This is a genomic window from Nesterenkonia sp. E16_10, from assembly GCF_017347085.1.
In the GTDB taxonomy this organism is placed as follows: Bacteria; Actinomycetota; Actinomycetes; order Actinomycetales; family Micrococcaceae; genus Nesterenkonia.
Genome location: NZ_JADPSA010000029.1, coordinates 60,995 through 78,547, shown reverse-complemented (window position 1 = coordinate 78,547; position 17,553 = coordinate 60,995). Strand labels below are relative to the sequence as shown.

19 protein-coding genes are annotated in these 17,553 nt (G+C 67.2%); 11 read left to right on the top strand and 8 right to left on the bottom strand.

Annotated elements, in window-relative coordinates; all coding sequences use genetic code 11:
- Window positions 1-27 precede the first annotated feature (27 nt).
- A complete protein-coding gene (locus I2487_RS09010; protein ID WP_207172180.1) occupies window positions 28-1,677 on the top strand; it encodes a DNA-3-methyladenine glycosylase 2 family protein in 1,650 nt (549 codons plus the stop codon).
- Window positions 1,674-2,255, top strand: coding sequence for a methylated-DNA--[protein]-cysteine S-methyltransferase (locus I2487_RS09005; RefSeq protein ID WP_207172182.1), 582 nt, complete (start codon window positions 1,674-1,676; stop codon window positions 2,253-2,255). Before I2487_RS09010 ends, I2487_RS09005 begins: the two co-directional genes overlap by 4 nt.
- On the opposite strand, the gene I2487_RS09000 is transcribed toward I2487_RS09005, so the two are convergent.
- Complete coding sequence (locus I2487_RS09000) at window positions 2,173-5,541, bottom strand: DNA polymerase III subunit alpha (RefSeq protein WP_255546145.1); 3,369 nt, start codon at window positions 5,539-5,541, stop codon at window positions 2,173-2,175. The two genes, I2487_RS09005 and I2487_RS09000, sit on opposite strands and share 83 nt — an antisense overlap.
- A complete protein-coding gene (locus I2487_RS08995) occupies window positions 5,538-5,888 on the bottom strand; it encodes a hypothetical protein (RefSeq protein WP_207172184.1) in 351 nt (116 codons plus the stop codon). The genes I2487_RS09000 and I2487_RS08995 overlap by 4 nt, the downstream gene beginning before the upstream one ends.
- A 298-nt stretch (window positions 5,889-6,186) precedes the next feature.
- On the opposite strand from I2487_RS08995, the gene I2487_RS08990 reads away from it, so the two are divergent.
- Both I2487_RS08990 and I2487_RS08985 read left to right on the top strand, forming a co-directional pair.
- Complete coding sequence (locus I2487_RS08990; protein ID WP_207172186.1) at window positions 6,187-6,696, top strand: DUF805 domain-containing protein; 510 nt, start codon at window positions 6,187-6,189, stop codon at window positions 6,694-6,696.
- A 197-nt stretch (window positions 6,697-6,893) separates the two neighbouring features.
- Window positions 6,894-7,805, top strand: a complete 912-nt coding sequence (locus I2487_RS08985) for a hypothetical protein (RefSeq protein WP_207172188.1) — start codon at window positions 6,894-6,896, stop codon at window positions 7,803-7,805.
- A 163-nt stretch (window positions 7,806-7,968) separates the two neighbouring features.
- Here the strand turns inward: I2487_RS08985 and I2487_RS08980 are convergent, their stop codons facing one another.
- Together I2487_RS08980 and I2487_RS08975 are read right to left on the bottom strand one after the other, a co-directional pair.
- Complete coding sequence (locus I2487_RS08980; protein WP_218624328.1) at window positions 7,969-8,481, bottom strand: flavodoxin family protein; 513 nt, start codon at window positions 8,479-8,481, stop codon at window positions 7,969-7,971.
- 149 nt (window positions 8,482-8,630) lie between these two features.
- Window positions 8,631-10,121, bottom strand: a complete 1,491-nt coding sequence (locus I2487_RS08975) for a solute carrier family 23 protein (protein ID WP_207172190.1) — start codon at window positions 10,119-10,121, stop codon at window positions 8,631-8,633.
- 172 nt (window positions 10,122-10,293) lie between these two features.
- Between I2487_RS08975 and I2487_RS08970 the strand changes: the two genes are divergently transcribed.
- On the top strand, window positions 10,294-10,722 hold the full coding sequence (locus I2487_RS08970; RefSeq protein ID WP_207172192.1) for a hypothetical protein: 429 nt from the start codon (window positions 10,294-10,296) through the stop codon (window positions 10,720-10,722).
- Here I2487_RS08970 and I2487_RS08965 read toward each other — a convergent pair.
- From I2487_RS08965 to I2487_RS08955, 3 genes are all read right to left on the bottom strand, one after another.
- Window positions 10,695-10,910 (bottom strand): hypothetical protein, encoded by a 216-nt coding sequence (locus I2487_RS08965; protein ID WP_207172194.1) that lies wholly within the window; start codon window positions 10,908-10,910, stop codon window positions 10,695-10,697. The genes I2487_RS08970 and I2487_RS08965 overlap by 28 nt on opposite strands.
- A 75-nt stretch (window positions 10,911-10,985) precedes the next feature.
- Window positions 10,986-12,263 (bottom strand): ion channel protein, encoded by a 1,278-nt coding sequence (locus tag I2487_RS08960; protein ID WP_255546143.1) that lies wholly within the window; start codon window positions 12,261-12,263, stop codon window positions 10,986-10,988.
- A 68-nt stretch (window positions 12,264-12,331) separates the two neighbouring features.
- Window positions 12,332-12,745, bottom strand: coding sequence for a phage holin family protein (locus tag I2487_RS08955; protein WP_255546142.1), 414 nt, complete (start codon window positions 12,743-12,745; stop codon window positions 12,332-12,334).
- A 194-nt stretch (window positions 12,746-12,939) separates the two neighbouring features.
- Here I2487_RS08955 and I2487_RS15740 point away from each other — a divergent pair, with 194 nt between their 5' ends.
- The 6 genes from I2487_RS15740 to I2487_RS08930 all read left to right on the top strand — a co-directional run bounded on the left by I2487_RS15740 (window position 12,940) and on the right by I2487_RS08930 (window position 16,601).
- Window positions 12,940-13,749 carry a phospholipase D-like domain-containing protein gene (locus tag I2487_RS15740; protein ID WP_345941382.1) on the top strand — a complete coding sequence of 270 codons (810 nt, stop codon included), beginning with the start codon at window positions 12,940-12,942 and terminating at the stop codon, window positions 13,747-13,749.
- Window positions 13,718-14,206 (top strand): phospholipase D-like domain-containing protein, encoded by a 489-nt coding sequence (locus I2487_RS15735; protein ID WP_345941381.1) that lies wholly within the window; start codon window positions 13,718-13,720, stop codon window positions 14,204-14,206. Before I2487_RS15740 ends, I2487_RS15735 begins: the two co-directional genes overlap by 32 nt.
- A 395-nt stretch (window positions 14,207-14,601) precedes the next feature.
- On the top strand, window positions 14,602-15,135 hold the full coding sequence (locus I2487_RS08945) for a DUF805 domain-containing protein (protein WP_207172198.1): 534 nt from the start codon (window positions 14,602-14,604) through the stop codon (window positions 15,133-15,135).
- A 25-nt stretch (window positions 15,136-15,160) separates the two neighbouring features.
- A complete protein-coding gene (locus tag I2487_RS08940) occupies window positions 15,161-15,784 on the top strand; it encodes a class I SAM-dependent DNA methyltransferase (protein WP_207172200.1) in 624 nt (207 codons plus the stop codon).
- A 42-nt stretch (window positions 15,785-15,826) separates the two neighbouring features.
- The gene (locus tag I2487_RS08935; RefSeq protein ID WP_207172202.1) at window positions 15,827-16,294 is read left to right on the top strand and encodes a hypothetical protein; all 468 of its coding nucleotides are present in this window, start codon (window positions 15,827-15,829) and stop codon (window positions 16,292-16,294) included.
- A complete protein-coding gene (locus I2487_RS08930; RefSeq protein ID WP_207172204.1) occupies window positions 16,287-16,601 on the top strand; it encodes a transcriptional regulator in 315 nt (104 codons plus the stop codon). The genes I2487_RS08935 and I2487_RS08930 overlap by 8 nt, the downstream gene beginning before the upstream one ends.
- Before the next feature lie 16 nt (window positions 16,602-16,617).
- On the opposite strand, the gene I2487_RS08925 is transcribed toward I2487_RS08930, so the two are convergent.
- Window positions 16,618-17,529 carry an oxidoreductase gene (locus tag I2487_RS08925; protein ID WP_207172206.1) on the bottom strand — a complete coding sequence of 304 codons (912 nt, stop codon included), beginning with the start codon at window positions 17,527-17,529 and terminating at the stop codon, window positions 16,618-16,620.
- Window positions 17,530-17,553: the final 24 nt, after the last annotated feature.

Here is a 17,553-nt window from a genome sequence, read left to right as displayed (position 1 = left end):
CTCCGACTGAGAGGTGGAATGGAGCATATGGACCAGGACGAAGTCTTCGAGCGCCGCTACCGGGCGGTGAAGTCTCGGGATCATCGCTTCGACGGGCAGTTCTACACCGCGGTGTCCTCCACGAAGATCTATTGCCGACCCTCCTGCCCCGCTCAGACTCCGAAGCCGGAGAATGTCACCTTCTACTCCACCTCTGCGGCTGCCCACGAGCACGGCTATCGGGCCTGCAAACGCTGCCTGCCCGAGGCCGCCCCGGGCACCCCGGAGTGGAACACCCGGCAGGATCTGGCCGGCCGGGCCATGCGACTCATCCGCGAAGGCGCGATGAACGACGGCGGCGTGGCAGCCCTGAGCACCCAACTCGGCTACAGCAGCCGTCACCTGCACCGGACCCTGAGCGCCGAGCTGGGTGCGGGCCCGCTCGCCCTGGCCCGGGCTCACCGGATCCACCTGGCACGCAGCCTGCTGGTCGGCACGTCGCTGCCGATCACCGAGATCGCGTTCGCCGCGGGGTTCTCCTCGGTGCGTCAGTTCAATGACACCGCACGGGCCGTCTTCGGTGCGACGCCCCGAGAGATCAGGATGCGTGCGCAGCACCGACCCGGGACCAGCACCGCACCCCTGGCAAGCGGAGTCTCTGACTCAGCTGGAGCTGCTCCACGGTTGTCGCTGCGCCTGGCCCTGCCGGTGCGGGAGCCCTTCAACGCGGTGGAGCTCTTCACCTTCCTGGCCGAGCGTGCGATCCCCGGTGTCGAGGCCACCCGGCTCGACGACGACGTGCTCACCTACGCGCGCACCCTGCGGCTGGCCCATGGGCCGGCGGCACTCCAGGTCACGGCCACACCGACCGAGGGCCTGGCTGAGCCACAGACCCTGCGCTGGCGGCTGCACCTGGAATGCGAGCTCAGCGCCTGGGCGGACATCCCCGCGATCGTGGCGGTGGCGCGCCGACTCTTCGATCTCGACGCGGACCCGGCTGCCGTCGGTGCCGCCCTCGCGGAGGACCCGGTGCTGGCGCCTCTGGTCACCCGCTCCCCCGGGCTGCGGATCCCCGGCACCGCCGATGGTCCGGAGTACCTGGTCCGCGCCGTCGTGGGCCAGCAGATCTCGGTGTCGGCCGCCCGCACCCAGCTCAGCCGGCTCGTCGACGCGTTGGGCACCGAACATGTATCCGGCTTCCCGGGGCTGTCCCGGCTGTTCCCCACCTCGGAAGAGATCGTGGCCGGGGTCCCCGCTCCGCCGACGCACACCGGTCCCGGCCCGAGACCGGTGCTGGATCCGGAACGGCCGCTGCGACTGCCTGCCCGATCCATCGACACCGTCCGCGCCGCGGCTGCGGCCCTGGCCTCCGGAGAGCTCACCGTGGACCAGGGAGCAGACACTCGAGCGCTCCATGACCAGCTCACCGCCATGCCCGGCATCGGGAAGTGGACCGCGTCCTATCTGATGCTGCGCGTGCTGGGTGACCCCGATGTCTGGATGACCGGCGACGTCGTCCTGCTCACCGGCGCCAAGCGGCTCGGTCTGCTGGACCCGGAGCTGAAGAAGACAGCCGCACATCGCGCTCTGGAATCTCATGCCAACGGCTGGTCTCCCTGGCGGTCCTATGCTGCGATGCACCTCTGGCAGGCGGCCACCGACCTGCCGGATCAGAATCAAAAGAACGGTAGATCATGACAACTCACCACCACAGCCTGCACCATGTCAGCTTCACCACATCAGATGGACCTTTCAGTGTGGTAGCTGATGAGCGTCACGTCCTGGCCTCTGGTTGGACCTGGGACATCGAGGCCCTGACGCAGCTGATTCACCCTGACCTCCGCGGATCGGCTCCAGAGGTCCGGGCCGGCTCGCAGGGTGACCCGCATCCGGTGCTGGATCAGGCGGCCGAGGCGGTGGCGGCCTACTACGCCGGTGACATCACCGCCGTGGACCGCGTGCCGGTGAAGCAGCGCTCCGGGCCCTTCCGCGAACAGGCCTGGGAGGCGCTGCGCCAGATCCCGCCGGGCGCGCCGCTGACCTATTCCGGGTACGCGGCCCGCGCAGGACGCCCGAGGGCGGTCCGGGCCGCGGCCGGTGCCTGCGCGATGAACGCGGCGGCACTGTTCGTGCCCTGCCATCGGATCGTGCGCACCGACGGCGGACTCGGCGGCTTCCGCTACGGGGTGCAGATCAAAGAGAGCCTGCTGCGGCGGGAGTCCGTCCCGGCACCGTCTCCCCACGCAGATCCCAGGCGCGGGTCGCCTGCACGGTGACCGCTCGGGGCCCGGTGCGCCGAATAGTGCCCTCGGCCATCAGCATCTTCGCCGCGAAGAGACATTCCCCGGTGTTGCGCTGGGCCTCCTCGAAGAAGCTCAGGTCCACGCAGCCGGTGCCGTCGTCGAGGGTGATGAACACGACCCGCTTGCCCGAGGCCATCGGCGGGGTTTGGGTGGCCACCCGGATCCCGGCCACCCGGACGGTGGCGCCGTTGCGCAGCGAGAGCAGGTCCTCGGCGAAGCTGACTCCGGCGGCCTGCAGCACCGGGTGATGGAAGTCCATCACGTGTCCGCTGGTGTCCAGGGAGGTCAGGTCCAGCTCGGTGGTGACGATCTCCCGGGCCGCCAGCTCCCCCGCCCCGGTGGGCATGTTCGCGATCTCCACATCCCCGATGGGCAGGGCCAGCTGCCCCTGGACCTGCCGGGCCGGCAGCTTCTTGGCGTACTCCAGGTTGGTGGACTCCACCCACTGGATGAGGTCCTTGCGGTGCTTCCGGCCCTCGGGCAGCAGGCAGTCCAGGGCACCCACCTTGGCCAGATCGCGCAGCGTGGAGCGTTTCAGCCGGGCCCGGTCGCGCAGGTCGGCCAGAGAGGCGAAGGGCTGTTCCACCTCGATCCGGCGCAGCTCGGCCTTGGAGATTCCCTTCAGCCCGATCAGCGACATCCGGATCCCCCACACCGGCAGCCCGGCCATCGAGGTGGCCTCCACGTGATAGCTGCTGGTGGAGCGGTTGACGTCCATCGGCAGCAGCGGGATCTTTAGCCGGCGGGCCTCGGAGACCAGCAGCCGCAGCGGGTACATGCCGGGGTCATGTTCGAAGAGCCCGCAGAGGAAATGCGCAGGGTGATGGGTCTTCAGCCAGGCCGACTGGTAGGTGGGCACCGCGAAGGCCGCCCCGTGGGCCTTGCAGAAGCCGAAGCTGCCGAAGCTGAGCAGGATCTCCCAGACCCGGTCGATCACCGCAGCCGAATAGCCGCGCCTGGCGGTCTCCGCGCGGAAGAAGGTCTCCACCGGAGCTGATCGGTCCTTGCTCATCGCGCGGCGCAGCTCATCGGCCACGTCCAGGCCGCAGCCGGTCATGGTGTCGAAGATCCGCAGCACCTGTTCGTGGAAGACCACCACCCCGTAGGTCTCATCGAGGATCTTCGCCAGATCCGGGTGCGGATAGCCCACGGTCTCGTAGCCGTGGCGGCGCTCCAGGTAGGGCTTGACCATGCCAGAGCCCATGGGTCCGGGGCGGAACAGCGAGATGTCCACCACTAGGTCGTTGAGCGTCTTGGGCACCAGCTTGCCGATCAGCTCGCGCTGCCCGGGGCTCTCGATCTGGAAGCAGCCCAGGGTGTGGGTGGACTGGATCATCGCGAAGGTCGCGGGATCGGCATAGTCCACGTCCTTGACCATGTCGATCACCTCCCCGGTGGTGCGTTCGAGCTCGGTGAGCGCATAGGCGATCGCCGACTGCATCCGCACGCCCAGGATGTCGAGCTTGATGAACCCCATCGGGTCCATATCGTCCTTATCGAACTGGCTCATCGGCAGGCCGTTGACCCCGGAGCGCTCCACCGGGGTGAGTGTGAGCAGGTTGTTGTTGCCCAGGATCACGCCGCAGGGGTGGGTGGAGATGTGCCGAGGCAGCCGGTCCAGTCGTTCAGAGAGGTCCACCAGCAGGTCCAGCTGCTGGCGTCCGGAGCCGCGTTCGGTCTCGATCCGCTCGGCCAGACTTTGCAACTCGGGCTTCTCCTTCAGGGCGCGGCGGAACTCCCGGGCCGGGAAGCGCCACATGATCTCCGCGAGCTGGTCGATCTCCTCCTCGGGAAGCCCCAGCGCGAGCCCGGCGTCGCGGACCGCGCCACGGATCCGATACGCGTTCTGCATGCTCATCAAGGTGACCCGCTGGGCGCCGAAGCGCTTGAACACCGCCCGGTAGATCCGGTGCCGCTCGGAGGACTCCACGTCGATGTCGATATCGGGCAGCGTGGAGCGCCGGCGGGAGAGGAAGCGTTCGAAGATCAGGCCGTGCTGCAGCGGATCGATGGGGCTGATCCCCAGGGCGTGGACCACCAGGGAGGAGACCGCCGAGCCGCGGGCCGCGGCGCGGACCCCCATCTCGCGGATCAGCCGGGCCACCTCGGCCACGGTCAGGAAATAGGGGGCGAAGCCGAGATCGGCGATGATGCTCAGCTCATGTTCGAGCCTCGCGCGGGCCGGAGCCTCGCTGTCCTGCTCCGCCCCGCTCTCCTGGCTCGGGTCCTCCTGGGGCGGACCCACCTGGTCGGGATTCTCCGGGGGCGCGCTCGCTCCAGCCGCGCTCTCCTGGGCGAGCATCTCCGCCAGGCCTGCTTCGCAGCGGGCGCGCAGCTCCTGATCCGGATCACCCTCGATCCCGATCACGGAGGTCTCAGGCACCTTGGGCCGGCCCCAGCCCAGATCGGTGACCGGATCCAGCTGGCACTGGCGGCCCAGCGCTTCGGTGTTGGTCAGCAGCTCCTGGGCCGGTATGGCGGTGGTGCTGGCCGCGCAGATCTCCGCGGCCAGGGCCTTCATCGCCGCGGCCGGCTTCAGCCAGCCCTGATCGGTGGGCTGGAGGGCAGTGGTGCTGTGCAGGTCCGAGAGGACCCGCACCGCGTCGAGCACATCGGCGGTGGCGGCCTCGTCGGTGCTCAGCAGTCGCACCGCGTTGGTCAGCACCGGTGTCACCCGGCTGACCTGAGCCGCGCTGAGCATTCGGACCGCATGGGCGGTGGACAGCGCCTCCCCTGGGGGTGCCAGATGGGACACCACCTCCACTCGCAGCGCCTCGCCGAGCGCCTCGCGCCATTGGCGCAGCAGCGCCCGGGTGCCGCGGTAGTCCCGAGACGCCGCGGCGACACCGATCTCACTCTCCGGCCCGGCAAGGACGAACAGACGACGACGCACCTCGCCCTGCCCCGGGGCCGCACACTCGGCCAGCTCCTGCAGACTCACTCGAGCGGCCTCGCCCTGCGGGCGTTCGTGGGCGCGGGAGATGAGCTGACACAACGCCGCATACCCACCGGAGGCATTGCTGGCAAGCACCACGGCCCGACCGCGGTCCTCCACGGCGAGGCTGACCCCGATGATCGGGGCGATGCCCAGGTCGATGCACGCACCGAGGTGCTTGACCGCCCCGTAGAGTCCGTCCCGATCGGTGATGGCCAGCGCCGTCATCCCATCCGCTGCAGCCGCGGCCACCAGCTCCTCTGGGCGGTTGGTGCCGTAATGGCTGCTGAACGAGCTGGCCACATTCAGGTGGGTGAAGGTCAATGGACCCGCACCAGACGCCAGCGCCCGGAGGCCAGGTGCCGACTGACATCGATGGTGTGCACCTCGGCGGTCTCGGTGCGAGAGGTGGCCTCGAGCTGGACCTGCAGCCGCCAGATCTCATGAGCCACCAGCCCGGGGCGCCCTCGCTCGGCGCGGGGCTCCTCCAGCCACCAGCTGCGCCGCTGGTACCAGCGCACAGGGGCTTCGACCACGAGATGCCTCCGCTCTTTCCAGATCACCCGATGGGGCAGGAACTGCTCGTCACATTCAATATCAATGGATTCAGTGAGCGTCACCGCTCCGCGGCGAGGTGCTCGGTCGGCTTCGGGGCGAATAACAGTGGACATGGGCAAGCTCCCTCTTTCATGTCTCCAAGAGATATGACGAAGCCGATGGGAAGCCCGGAGGCCTCATCGTATTCGAACATACATTCGATAGCAACAGAGGTGAGCCTAGGGTCGGGCACGGACACGGCTGGCTGCACGTCCGCCGACCCGCAGCGGATCGGGCAGAGACAGGAGATCGAGCAGAGAGAGCCCGGCGGGACCAAAGACTCTTCATCTGGCGCGCAGACACGAACAGAGTGGACTCAGTCGATATGGCCTCCTGGCCCACCCGTGCGCGTGATCAGATCGAGGATATGCAATGCAGTCATACGCCGGTGAGACCACGTGGCCAGTGGGTGATGTCTACGGGCCAGACGCGGCACTTTCGTCCTTTTTCGAGAACTACGTCCAGTTCAGGGGCTACTCCACCCGCTCGGAGTTCTGGTGGCCCTTCCTGTTCCTGACCCTCGTCCATGCCGCCATCGGGATGACGGCGGTCATCACCCTCAGCACGCTGTTCGCCGAGGATATGGTGACCGACGCGCAGGACCTGTTCGGGATCACCGGCCTGTCTCCCAGCGTCTGGTTCGAAGGTTTCGGCGCGGTCTTCGCGGCCGCCATCGTCGTGCTGCACCTGCTCATCGCGGCGCTCACCATCATCCCGCTGCTCGCTGTCACCTGGCGCCGACTCCACGACTCCGGACTCCCCGGCTCGATGTTCTTTCTCGGGTTCGTTCCCGTCCTCGGATGGTTCGTGGTGCTCATTCTGCTCACGCGGGCCTCCGCTCCGGAGAAGCACCACGCAGAATTCTCGGTCCCCTGGCGCTAGGTGTGCTGAGTCACGAGGGTGGTGACACCTAGATGGCAGGAGTCGTGCAGATGCGGTGATGGTCGGCTCATGCTTGCTTCTGGGCTGCGCTCCGACCGGTGCAGCCCGAGTCAGAGAGACCCAGGCCCCTCCCGCCGCTGATCCACAGTCCGATGAAGTGCTTGCGACGAAGGTGGCAGATCATGGATCGAGCACCGGTGACATGGACTGCAGCGACGGTGCTGCTGCTGGGGGGAGGTTCTCTCGGCTGTGGGCAGCCGTATCTGCACGCGGTGGATGACGGGGTATACGGCGCGCTGCTTCCTACGACGGAGCAGTGGGCCGACGAGGGATCGGAGGGGATCCCGGGAGGCTTCGCCGCTCTCAGTGCCGACGGCGTGGAGCGTGTCGTGATGCGGATCGAGGACGACACTGTCACGTTCGAACTGGACGGGGAGCGCGCAGTGGCCCGAACGGTGGTGCAACGCCACGAGATCCAGGACAGCGAGGGATCGGGCCCGTTCACGGCAGACACCCAGGCTTTGGATCTGGGGGATGAGCCTCTGGTCCTGGGTTCGCTCAGGATCAGCGACCCGGTGATCTGGTACGCCGGAGGCTACGAGAGCACCGAGGTGGTCGCGATCAAGCCGTGGAACCCCGAAGAGCGGGGGCCGATCGTGCAGTGCGCGGCTGCGGACGAGCAGTGCCTGGCGCTTCCAGTCGGTGAGAGCCTGGTCGGAGATCCGATCGGTGACTATGCGGACATGACCGAGCCCGGCGCCGCGGAGCACCCGGTGACCGGTATCCGAGTGACCGCGACGGACATCGTGTACACGCTCGAGACCGGGCAGGAGGTGCGCAGCAGCCGTTCGGAGGAGACCCTCATCCAGGCATGTGCTCTCTGGAAGTCAGCGGTGTGGCCAGTCCCAGAAGAGATCGGTCTCGCCGACGACCTTGTGCTCGTGGAGACCCACTGCCCCCTGCCCTCCGGGGAGGCGCCCAGACTCACCGTGATGGAACGGGCCGCCGTCCCTGTGCTCGCACCTCTGCAGCCACAACGGGCCGGGCAGTGGTGCCAGCCCGGACCGGACTGCCTGTGGTTCGTCGACGAGGAAGGCGGCTCTGGCTGAGCGCGACAGCCTCACCCCGGGCGGCCAGCCTGGTGACATCCGAGCCAGGGAGGCGGCCGAGGCTCAGAAGCCTGGGCTGCGGGGCCCGGGGCAGCATGAGCACGCCGATCGCTGCGTCGCAGCCCGCTCCCACCACAGCACCCCGACCCCTCGGGGTATCCGGTCAGACCCCATGGATGCTTTCCGGGAGTCGACCGGCGAGTTCGGCGCCCCATCTGGTGGCACGGTCGATCTCCCCGGGCAGGACGGGCCCCTCATATCCCCCGACGTAGAAGCTCTCCGGCTTCGCAAGCAGCGAGGCGCCGTGGCTGCGCAGCAGCTTGGCCGCCTTCTTGCTGGCCGCACCCGGGAGGTTGGGACGGCGGACATGGGTGTCGAACACCGCGACCGGGAGGTGAATGTCGCCGGCAGCGCCGATCCACTCACGAATCCCGGTGTCACCGGGGTGACCGCCGCGCCGAGCGGCCTCTTCGCGAGTCTGGGGACGGCTCAGCCCGAAGGCATGGGTGGGAGCCCCGACGATGAGAAGGTCCGCCGTGACCGTGTCGGCAGGCGGGGCGGAGCCGACCTCGAGGATCGTCCCGACATCGATGGTGGCAGCCAGTCCGTCCGCCACCGCCTCAGCGATGATCTTGGTGTTTCCCCAGGCTGACTCGTAGACGATGACAACATCCATGATCTCGTTCTCCCTTCACGGCACCATCCTCTCTCCGCCGCTCAGGAATGCACCAGGACCTTAGGTCCCATCTTCGGCAGGGGCTTCGGAGCCGGGGCGGATGACGCCCTCAGGTCTTCGGGAGGGCCGGCTCAGGTGAGGCAGCGGGATCAGCCGACGCCGAGGGCCTCCTGGATGGGCCCGGAGACGAAGTAGAGCACGAACAGCGCCGCGGTGACATACATCAGCGGGTGGACCTCACGCCATTTGCCGCGGAACACCCTGATCGCCACGTAGCTGATGAAGCCCGCCCCGATGCCGTTGGTGATCGAGTAGGAGAACGGCATGACCACGATGGTCATGAAGGCGGGGATCGCCATCTCCACATCGGTCCAGTCGATCCGCACGATCTGCTGCATCATCAGGAAGCCGACCAGCACCAGCGTGGCCGAGGCGGCCTCGGTGGGGATCACGGCGGCCAGCGGAGCCAGCACGATGGTGGCCAGGAAGAGCACGCCGGTGACCACGTTGGCCAGACCGGTCCGGGCGCCGTCGCCCACGCCCACGGTGGACTCGATGAATCCGGAGTTCACCGAGGTCGAGCCCACGCCGCCGCCGATGGTGCCCACCGCGTCGGCGACCATGATCCGGCGCGAGTGCGGGATCTCGCCGTCGGCGTCCTTGATCCCGCCGGCGTTGGAGACGCCCACCATGGTGCCCAGCAGGTCGAAGAAGTTGGCCAGCAGCAGGGTGAAGATCGCGAGGGTGGCCGCGACCACGCCGATGCTCTGCCAGGAGCCCAGCAGGTTGAAGTCACCGATCAGGCTCAGATCCGGCATGGTCAGCCAGTCCTGGTTCAGCGTCGGCACGGTCAGGCCCCAGCCGTAGGGGTTCTCGGTGCCGTCTGCGGCGGTCTGCGGACCGATCCGGAACACCGATTCCAGGGTGATCGCGAGCACCGTGGCCCCCACGATCGAGTAGAGGATGGCGCCGCGGACCTTGGCCGCCCACATGGCGAACAGCGCGAACATCGCGATGAGGAAGATGAAGATCGGCCAGCCGTAGAGCGAGCCCCCGACGCCGAGCTCCAGTCCGGTGCTGCCGTTGTTCTGGATGAAGCCGGCGTTGACCATGCCGATCAGGGCGATGAACAGCCCGATGCCGACGCTGATCGCGATCTTCAGCGCACCAGGGACGGCGTTGAAGATCGCGGAGCGGAACCCGGTGAGCACCAGGAGCAGCAGGATCACGCCCTCGATGACCACCAGCCCCATGGCATCGGCCCAGGTCATACCGGGCAGCACGACGATGCCGTAGGTGATGAAGGCCGAGAGCCCCAGCGAGGAGGAGACTGCCATCGGGAACTTGCCGATCACGCCCATCAGGATGGTCATCAGCCCTGAGATCAGCGAGGTCGCCGCCGCGACGGCGGGCAGGTTCGGCTCCGAGCCTCCGCCCAGGAAGTTGCCGGTGGAGTCGGCTGAGGCGCCGATGATCAGCGGATTCAACACGATGATGTAGGACATCGCGAAGAAGGTGGCCAGCCCGCCGCGCACCTCCCGGCCGATGCTCGAGCCGCGGGCGGTGATGTGGAAATACCGATCGAGGCTCCCGGGCTGCCGGGGCGCAGAAGTCTGGGAGGCGGGGGTCTGAGTGCTCACGGAGCACCACCTTATTGCCCCGTGCGTTGTTCCGACCAACGGACTTCAGCAGACGAGACCGGAGTCACGCCGAGAGGCTCAGGACGCGGACACCCGGTGCTCGATATGGTGTGAGGCAGAAAGTCACATCTACACCTCCGAGAAGGATCCATTGACAGCAAAGACTTACGGATTGTTCGCCATCAAGGGCGACCGGCTCATTGCAGGTTCGGCGGATTCATTCCATATGACCCTCGACCCGGACGAGCTGGTTCTCCATGATCTAAATGTCTCGCTGCCGTGGGCACGCGTGGCTTCACTGGAATTCACTGCCAAGAGCGCTCCACGGCCCGCGTCCTGGATCTTTGAGATGTCCTGGGCGGTGCTGGCTGCCGCAGGACTCGACCTGGGCCCGGTCTCGACCAGGGTGCAGGCCACAGTACGGGGCGCCGACGGCACTCAGCTCTGCGACATCGCTGTGACGAACAGAGCTCGGCTTACGCGCCGCGAGATCCAGAGGGCCAACACGTTCGCATCCTGGCTGGTTTCCACTCGGGCGCAGGCTGCTGTCCTTCAGAGTCCGGGAGACCTGATTCAACGCTTTGAGCTGGCGAGGGACTGACGAGTTCGCCGGACTCTGAAGATCACGGCGGCGATCAGCAGCACGCCCGCCAACATCAGCAGCACCCCAGCCACGGGGTTGCGAGAGATCGTGATGTCGCTGCCGAAGATCGCGATGCCCCCGGCAAGGACCGCGAGCGCGATGAGCGCATCCCGCACGTACTCGAGAGCTGATGGTCGAGTCGTCATGCCAGTTCCTTCCGCGTGCACCTGGGACGACGGTGATTGTGCCACACGGCATATGCTGATTCACCCGATCACCGTTCAGACACTTGACCCTGATGCCCCCTGCTTCGACACCACGGGAACCAGCATCTTCGGGGCACCCATGACCAGGAGCCACACGGGCAGGACCACCACACTGAGCACGGCCAGGACTGAGATGTCCCCGACCACGACGACGGCGATGAACAGTGCGATCCACCCGTCGTGGCTCTCGGCGAGCACGGCGCCGAGCACCCCGCAGGCGAGCGCGAGGCTCAGCGGAAGCTCCGGGAGCAGCGACTGCGCCACAAGTCCCACCGCTGCCCCGAGGAAGACCGCCGGGAAGATCCGGCCGCCGCGGAAGCCGGCCGTGGCCGCGACGAGCAGCGCGCAGAGTTTGACCGCCACGATGAGCAGCAGCTCTGTGGTGCTGAGGTCCCCCGCGTCCCGGATGAGATCGGCCATCTGTTGGCCGCCTTTGAACAGGGTCACCGGGCCGCCGAGCGCGCCGAGACCACCGAGCAGGACTCCGCCCAGGGTGGTGTAGAGCAACGGGCTGCGCAGTCTGCGGAAGCTCGCATGCAGCGGGGTGAACACGGCGGCTCCGGCGAGAATGACCAGTGCGGCGGCACAGGCGACGACGGCGCCGAGCAGCAGGTCCGAGAGCTGTGGCACCCCGAGCGGTGGTATCTCGGTAGGTCCGAACTGCGGGCCGTCGAGCATCCGCATCGTCAACGAGCCGGTCGCCGCGGCGAGCAGCGGCAGGAAGAGCCGGTCCCAGAGCGCGCCCCCGCCGGCGGCCGCGGCCACCACACCGGTCAGCACCAGCGCGGCGGCCACGGGCGTGCCGAACAGTGCGCCGATGGTGCCGGCACCCGTCATCAGCACCACGAGCTTCACCTCGATGCCCGGCCAGAGCCGGAGGGTCAATGCCACCAGGATTGCGGTGTTGATCGCGATGATGGGTGACTCCGGACCGAGACTGACGCCACCGGCCAGCACCAGCAGACTCGCCAGGAGAAGACCCGGCACGGCGGACAGCGGCAGCGGCGGGGCCAGGAGCTCCACGGTCGCGGAGTCACGTCCCCCACGACCCGGGACGAAGGTGCAGACGGCTCCGACCGCAAGTCCGGTGGCGCTCAAGACCGCGAAGATCCACCAGCCCGAGTCTGGATCGAGGTCCAAGAGTCCGGGGAGGTCCACCCAGAGGGCGTGCTCCAACAGATGCGCGGTCTCCTCCACCAGGAACAGACTCAGGGCCGAGACCGCACCGACCAGAATGGCCGGGACCGATAATCGCAGCAGCCCGGCGACGGTCGGTGCTTCTTGTCCGGTCATTCCAGGCATCTCGGTGACGTCCTTCTATCCAGGATCACCGGCGTGGCTGGTCAACGCCAGCATCGGGATCAGCGCAGAGCCTGCCGGATGTTCTTCTCCTCGGCGCGCTTGTCCCACCAGCGCTTGAGCACCAGGTACCCGAGGATCCAGGTCCCCAGGGCCGTGACGATCCAGACCACCAGGGGGGTCAAGATCCAGGCCATCGGCGTGGAAAGCGTGAGACCGTCGGTCACCAGGGTCGCCACCCATACGGCCAGCAGGGTGGAGACCAGGCCGACCGCGCCGAGGATGGCGGAGGCGTACTGACGGGCCATGTTGAACACGAAGGGCCCCAGGACGGCCTGCGCCAGGACGAAGACCACGACGGCGGTGACGAATCCCACCGGTTCGAGGGTGACGCCGTCGATCAAGGTTCCGGCCACCAGAAAGGCGACGGCGGCCATCACCACATTGATCGCGGCCTGCAGCAGCATGCGCACCATGACAGGCTCTCTTCCGGGTGCGGCCGTCTGGGTCCCACTGGCCGGAACCCTGCTGTGGAGAAGGTGACACGGACCCAGTCGATGACTCCATGAGAGACCCTGGCGGGCACCAGGTCAAGAGATCTCGGCTGATGGGTCATCAGGCGTGGCGCAGGCGCCCCGCATGGGGACCTGCGGCCAATTAGAGTGGCATCATGAGCTTCCTGATGCACAAGCGCCACCTGGTCGGCGCCCGATCGCCGCGCAAGACGCTGCCAATTGCGGTCGCGGCCTCCGCCCTGGCGGTTCCGACGCTGGCAGCCCTCTCGGTGGTGGCCCTGGACCTGTTCAAGCATGGCCAGCGCAAGGACCGGAACGCGCCGCGCCCAGGAACGTTCAACACCGAGGTCGAAGAGTCCCCGATGCGCATCTACACCGACGGTGAATCGCTCTATAGGGACATGCTCGAAGCCATCGAATCAGCCGAAGACGTGATTCTGATGAAGACCTACATCTGGAAGAGCGATGCGGTCGGTCAGCAGTTCATCGATGCCTTCAACGCGGCGGCTCGTCGCGGAGTGAAGGTCTTCATCATCTATGACGGATTCGCCAATCTGGTGGTGTCGCACTCCTTCTACGCGCAGCTCGATGCTGACATCCGTGTCTTCCGCATGCCCGCGGCAGGAAGAAGCTTCTGGAAGGCGCCCATCCGGTCCACCGGCTTCAACCACTCCAAGATCCTGGTCATCGACGACGAGGTCGGCTTCGTCGGTGGATACAACATCGGCTCGCTCTACGCGAAGAAGTGGCGCGACACCCACCTGCGCGAGGTGGGCCCCGCCGTCTGGGGGGCTCCGCCAGACGATCGCTCGGCTGTGGAACGAGGATCGACCCGCAGAGGATCAGATCCCATGGATCGCCCCGGACAGCTGGGATCCCTCGGTCCGCGTGGTCGCCAACCTGCCGGTGGACCTGGTCTACCCGATCCGGAACATGTACCTGAAGGCCATCGAGCGGGCCAATGAGCGGATCTGGATCTCGACCCCCTACTTCATCCCCGACCAGCAGATCCTGCGGGCCTTGAAGCTGGCCGCGGAGCGCGGCGTGGACGTCCAGGTCATGGTGCCCAAGGACTCCAACCACGTCCTCGCCGACTGGGTGTCCCGTGGCTTCTTCGGGGAGATGCTCGACTCGGGCATCTCCATACTGCTCTACGCGAGCAGCATGATGCACTCCAAGACCGCGACGATCGACGGCGAGTGGTCGACGATCGGCACCGCCAACATCGACAGGCTGTCGCTGTCATTCAACTACGAGTCCAATGTCGAGGTCATCGATCCAGGGTTCGCCTCGGAGATGCAGAAGGTGTTCGAGAGCGACCGTGAGCACTGTGAGGTCGTGCGTGCCGATACCTGGCGTGAACGTCACCCGATGGCGCGCGCCACGGAGTGGGCGCTGATCCCGCTGCGCCCGGTGCTCTGAGCGTCGGGGAGTTCGTCTCCAGCCACGACTCATGGCTCTTGGCTGCTGGCACCCCGGCCAAAGGGCTCACACCCCGTTTCGGGCAAGAAATTTTAATTGCGCAGGGCAACTGCATCGATCCGCGTCACGGCGGCGATACAGGCCCGTCGTGGCCGTTCCGCCGCAGCTGAGACCCAGGCCTGGCACACCGATCCTGTTGACGCGCATGTTTTGTTCAGGCTAGTTTCAGTGATCGTGGCGCTCAGAACACTTCGATACCTGCAGGTCAGACCGTCCTCGAGGGCGCTGATCGGCATCGATGGTGATGCTCGGTCAGGGGTTCCCCCTGCACGTGTGTGGGGAATTGTTCGACACTGCCACTCCACGTCCCGCGGACCGGCCCCTCAGGAGACTCCATGACTGACTACGCGTATGACCCCTCACCGAATGCACCTGTCGCAGGGCGCCCGTCTCCACATGGCCCCAAGGCATGCATCGCGGCGTTCTTCAAGAACTATGCCCAGTTCAAGGGCTACTCCACGCGCGGAGAGTTCTGGTGGCCCTGGCTGATGCTCTTCCTCATCCATTGGGCCATCATCATCGCCACCGCGATCGTCGTCTCCACCTCCTTCTCGGAGGACATCGTCACCGAGGCCTATAACCCAGCAGGCCAGCCGGAGTTCTCCTACCAGATCTGGTTCGAAGGCACTGCCGGCGCGATCGTCGCCATCGCCGGGCTCCTGCTGCTGCTGATCTGGGCCGCGACCATCTCCCCGCTGCTGGCCGTGACCTGGCGTCGCTTCCACGACACCGGGCTCCCGGGCCCGATGTTCTTCATCTCCTTCATCCCCGTCCTCGGCGACATCGCCTTCCTGATCCTGATGGCCCGCGGATCCAAGCCGGAGAAGCATCGCCCGGAATGGGACGCACCCCAGATCGCGCAGCCCTGATTCGTCGCGCTCAAGATCGCTCGTGATGACCGGTGACGAAGACCTGCGCGTGGCCTATGGCCGACGGGCCGCCGAGTACTCTTCGGCGCTGGGCACCCTCGCACAGATGGACCCCCGTGATCGCGAGAGGATCACCGCGTGGGCCGGTGAGCTTCCCACCGGTCCGGTCCTCGACGCGGGATGCGGTCCGGGCCACTGGACTGCCCACCTGAACTCGCGCGGCCTCGACATCTCTGGCCTGGATCTAGTGCCCGAGTTCATCGGTCACGCGCGAGCCCGGTTCTCCAGCGTGCCGTTCCGAGTGGGGTCAATGACTGACCTGGAGGTTCCCGACCGCTCGCTGGCCGGGATCCTGGCGTGGTACTCACTGATCCATACTCCCCTCCCGGCCCTGCCCGTGATTCTCCAGGAGCTCCACCGAGCCCTGAGCCCGGGCGGGAGGCTGCTGATCGGCTTCTTCGACGGTCCAGACGCAACGCCGTTCGCCCACGAGGTCAGCACAGCGTACTCGTGGAGAGCCGCGGCGATGCGTCAGCGGCTGGAGGGGTCTGGATTCACGGTTCTCGATACCGAGGGCCGAGAGGACCCTGGGCGTCGAGCCCACGCCTCGATCATTGCGGAGAAACCGGCCAACATCTCAAGGCACTGAGGTCGCTTGCCGTTGCGGAAAGCAACACATAGACTTTCCGTTATGGAAAAACACTCTGCAGGCACCTCTCCTCAGGATGCCGCCCAGACCTTGAACGCCCTGACCGATGATCGCGAACGTCTGGCATCGGCGATCCAGGTCCCTCGGGCCCTGTTGGCGGCCTTCGGCGGCCTCGCCGCCTGGTGGGTCGCCACTGCGGCAGGCACCACCCCCGGCGAGAACTACGAACCTCCCACCTCTGGCTGGCTGGCCCTGGTCGGAATCCTGGTGACCCTCCACCTGATCCAGCGCGAGACCGGGCTGCGGCTGCGCACCATGGGCTCCCGGGCCGGATTCGCGGTGGCCGGGATCATCGCAGTGTGCCTCGTGCTCTTCAGCGTCTCGCTCGGCCTCGTAGCCTCCGGCATGATCTGGGTGGTGGCCCTGACCAGTCTGACCGCCTTCGTGACGACCACATGGCTCGCCGGTATCGCCTACCGCTCGGCCGTGGACCGGCTGCGGCATGGCTGAGGCCAGGTTCGACGAGACGATCCACGCCCCGGTCCGGCTGCGGATCTGTGGGATGCTGCGCCGGGTGGACGAGCTCGACTTCGCGGTGCTGCGCGACACCTTGGAGGTCTCCGACGCCACACTCTCCAAACATCTGAAGACGCTCGCCTCCGCGGGTCACGTCTCTACCAGGAAGGCGTCCTCAGCGGGACGCAAAGACTCCCGGCAGATCACCTGGCTCTCGCTCACCAAGGCCGGGCGGTCCGCCTTCGATGCGCATGTGCGCGCGCTGCAGGAGATCGCGGGACCCGCAGGCCCAGCGGACTGAGCTCGGCGGTCTGCGCTCAGCGGTCTGCGGCAGACCTTTCCTTCTCAAGCCCGAAGCGGACACCGGTGAGCTCCTCGGAGGCCTCCCAGAGCCGCTGTGCCAGTACGGGGTCGCTGGCCCGGGCGGAGCGTCCAACCAGGCTGGGGCTGCCGTGCAGCTCCCACCGGCCGTCGGGGCCGACGTAGCTGGCCCCAGGCAGGTCCTGGGTGGCGGCGAACAGCGTGGGCACAGCACCTGCTTGGCTGGTCTGCGCCAGAAGCCGTCCCGCGAGGTTCACGGTGGCCACCAGCGGTCTGCTGCGCCCCCGGAGTCCCAGATTGGTGGCGGAGTACCCGGGATGCGAGGCCAGCGAGCGCACCACAGAGCCGGACTGCCGCAGTCGACGTTCCAGTTCCAGGGTGAACAGCAGATTCGCGAGCTTGGACTGCCCATAGGCCTCGGCGAGGGAGTACCGTCGGGTGCGCAGCGCGAGGTCCTCGAAGTAGATGTCACCGGCCCGGTGCGCTCCGGAGGCCAGCGTGACCACCCTGTCGCTCAGATGCGGAAGCAGCAGGTTCGTCAGCGCGAAGTGCCCCAGGTGGTTGGTGCCGAACTGCAGGTCGAATCCGTCCTTGGTCACCGCGCCGCGCCCGCCGGCGACCCCCGCGTTGTTGATCAACAGATCGAGCCGGCCGGTCCAGGACTGGGCGAAGGCTCTCACCGAGGCCAGGTCCGCCAGGTCCAGTCGACGGACCTCGGTGCTGCCGGACATGGTCCCCGCTGCGGCGCGGCCGCGAGCGGTGTCGCGCACACCGAGCACCACATGAGCTCCGGCGTAGGCCAGTGCGGTCGCCGTCGCCAGCCCGACGCCGCTGTTGGCTCCGGTGACCAGGGCGGTGCGGCCGTGAAGCGCCGGGAGATCTGCCGCGGTCCAGGGGTGGTGATCCATCACCTGAGACTACTGATGAGTCAG

Excerpts from the sequence above, each read along its gene's own strand:
- I2487_RS09010 (WP_207172180.1), top strand. The coding sequence starts at position 28 with ATGGACCAGGACGAAGTCTTCGAGCGCCGCTACCGGGCGGTGAAGTCT.
- I2487_RS09005 (WP_207172182.1), top strand. The coding sequence starts at position 1,674 with ATGACAACTCACCACCACAGCCTGCACCATGTCAGCTTCACCACATCA.
- I2487_RS08995 (WP_207172184.1), bottom strand. The coding sequence starts at position 5,888 with ATGTCCACTGTTATTCGCCCCGAAGCCGACCGAGCACCTCGCCGCGGA.
- I2487_RS08990 (WP_207172186.1), top strand. The coding sequence starts at position 6,187 with ATGCAGTCATACGCCGGTGAGACCACGTGGCCAGTGGGTGATGTCTAC.
- I2487_RS08980 (WP_218624328.1), bottom strand. The coding sequence starts at position 8,481 with ATGGATGTTGTCATCGTCTACGAGTCAGCCTGGGGAAACACCAAGATC.
- I2487_RS08965 (WP_207172194.1), bottom strand. The coding sequence starts at position 10,910 with ATGACGACTCGACCATCAGCTCTCGAGTACGTGCGGGATGCGCTCATC.
- I2487_RS08960 (WP_255546143.1), bottom strand. The coding sequence starts at position 12,263 with ATGACCGGACAAGAAGCACCGACCGTCGCCGGGCTGCTGCGATTATCG.
- I2487_RS08955 (WP_255546142.1), bottom strand. The coding sequence starts at position 12,745 with ATGGTGCGCATGCTGCTGCAGGCCGCGATCAATGTGGTGATGGCCGCC.
- I2487_RS15740 (WP_345941382.1), top strand. The coding sequence starts at position 12,940 with ATGAGCTTCCTGATGCACAAGCGCCACCTGGTCGGCGCCCGATCGCCG.
- I2487_RS15735 (WP_345941381.1), top strand. The coding sequence starts at position 13,718 with ATGTACCTGAAGGCCATCGAGCGGGCCAATGAGCGGATCTGGATCTCG.
- I2487_RS08945 (WP_207172198.1), top strand. The coding sequence starts at position 14,602 with ATGACTGACTACGCGTATGACCCCTCACCGAATGCACCTGTCGCAGGG.
- I2487_RS08940 (WP_207172200.1), top strand. The coding sequence starts at position 15,161 with ATGACCGGTGACGAAGACCTGCGCGTGGCCTATGGCCGACGGGCCGCC.
- I2487_RS08935 (WP_207172202.1), top strand. The coding sequence starts at position 15,827 with ATGGAAAAACACTCTGCAGGCACCTCTCCTCAGGATGCCGCCCAGACC.
- I2487_RS08930 (WP_207172204.1), top strand. The coding sequence starts at position 16,287 with ATGGCTGAGGCCAGGTTCGACGAGACGATCCACGCCCCGGTCCGGCTG.
- I2487_RS08925 (WP_207172206.1), bottom strand. The coding sequence starts at position 17,529 with ATGGATCACCACCCCTGGACCGCGGCAGATCTCCCGGCGCTTCACGGC.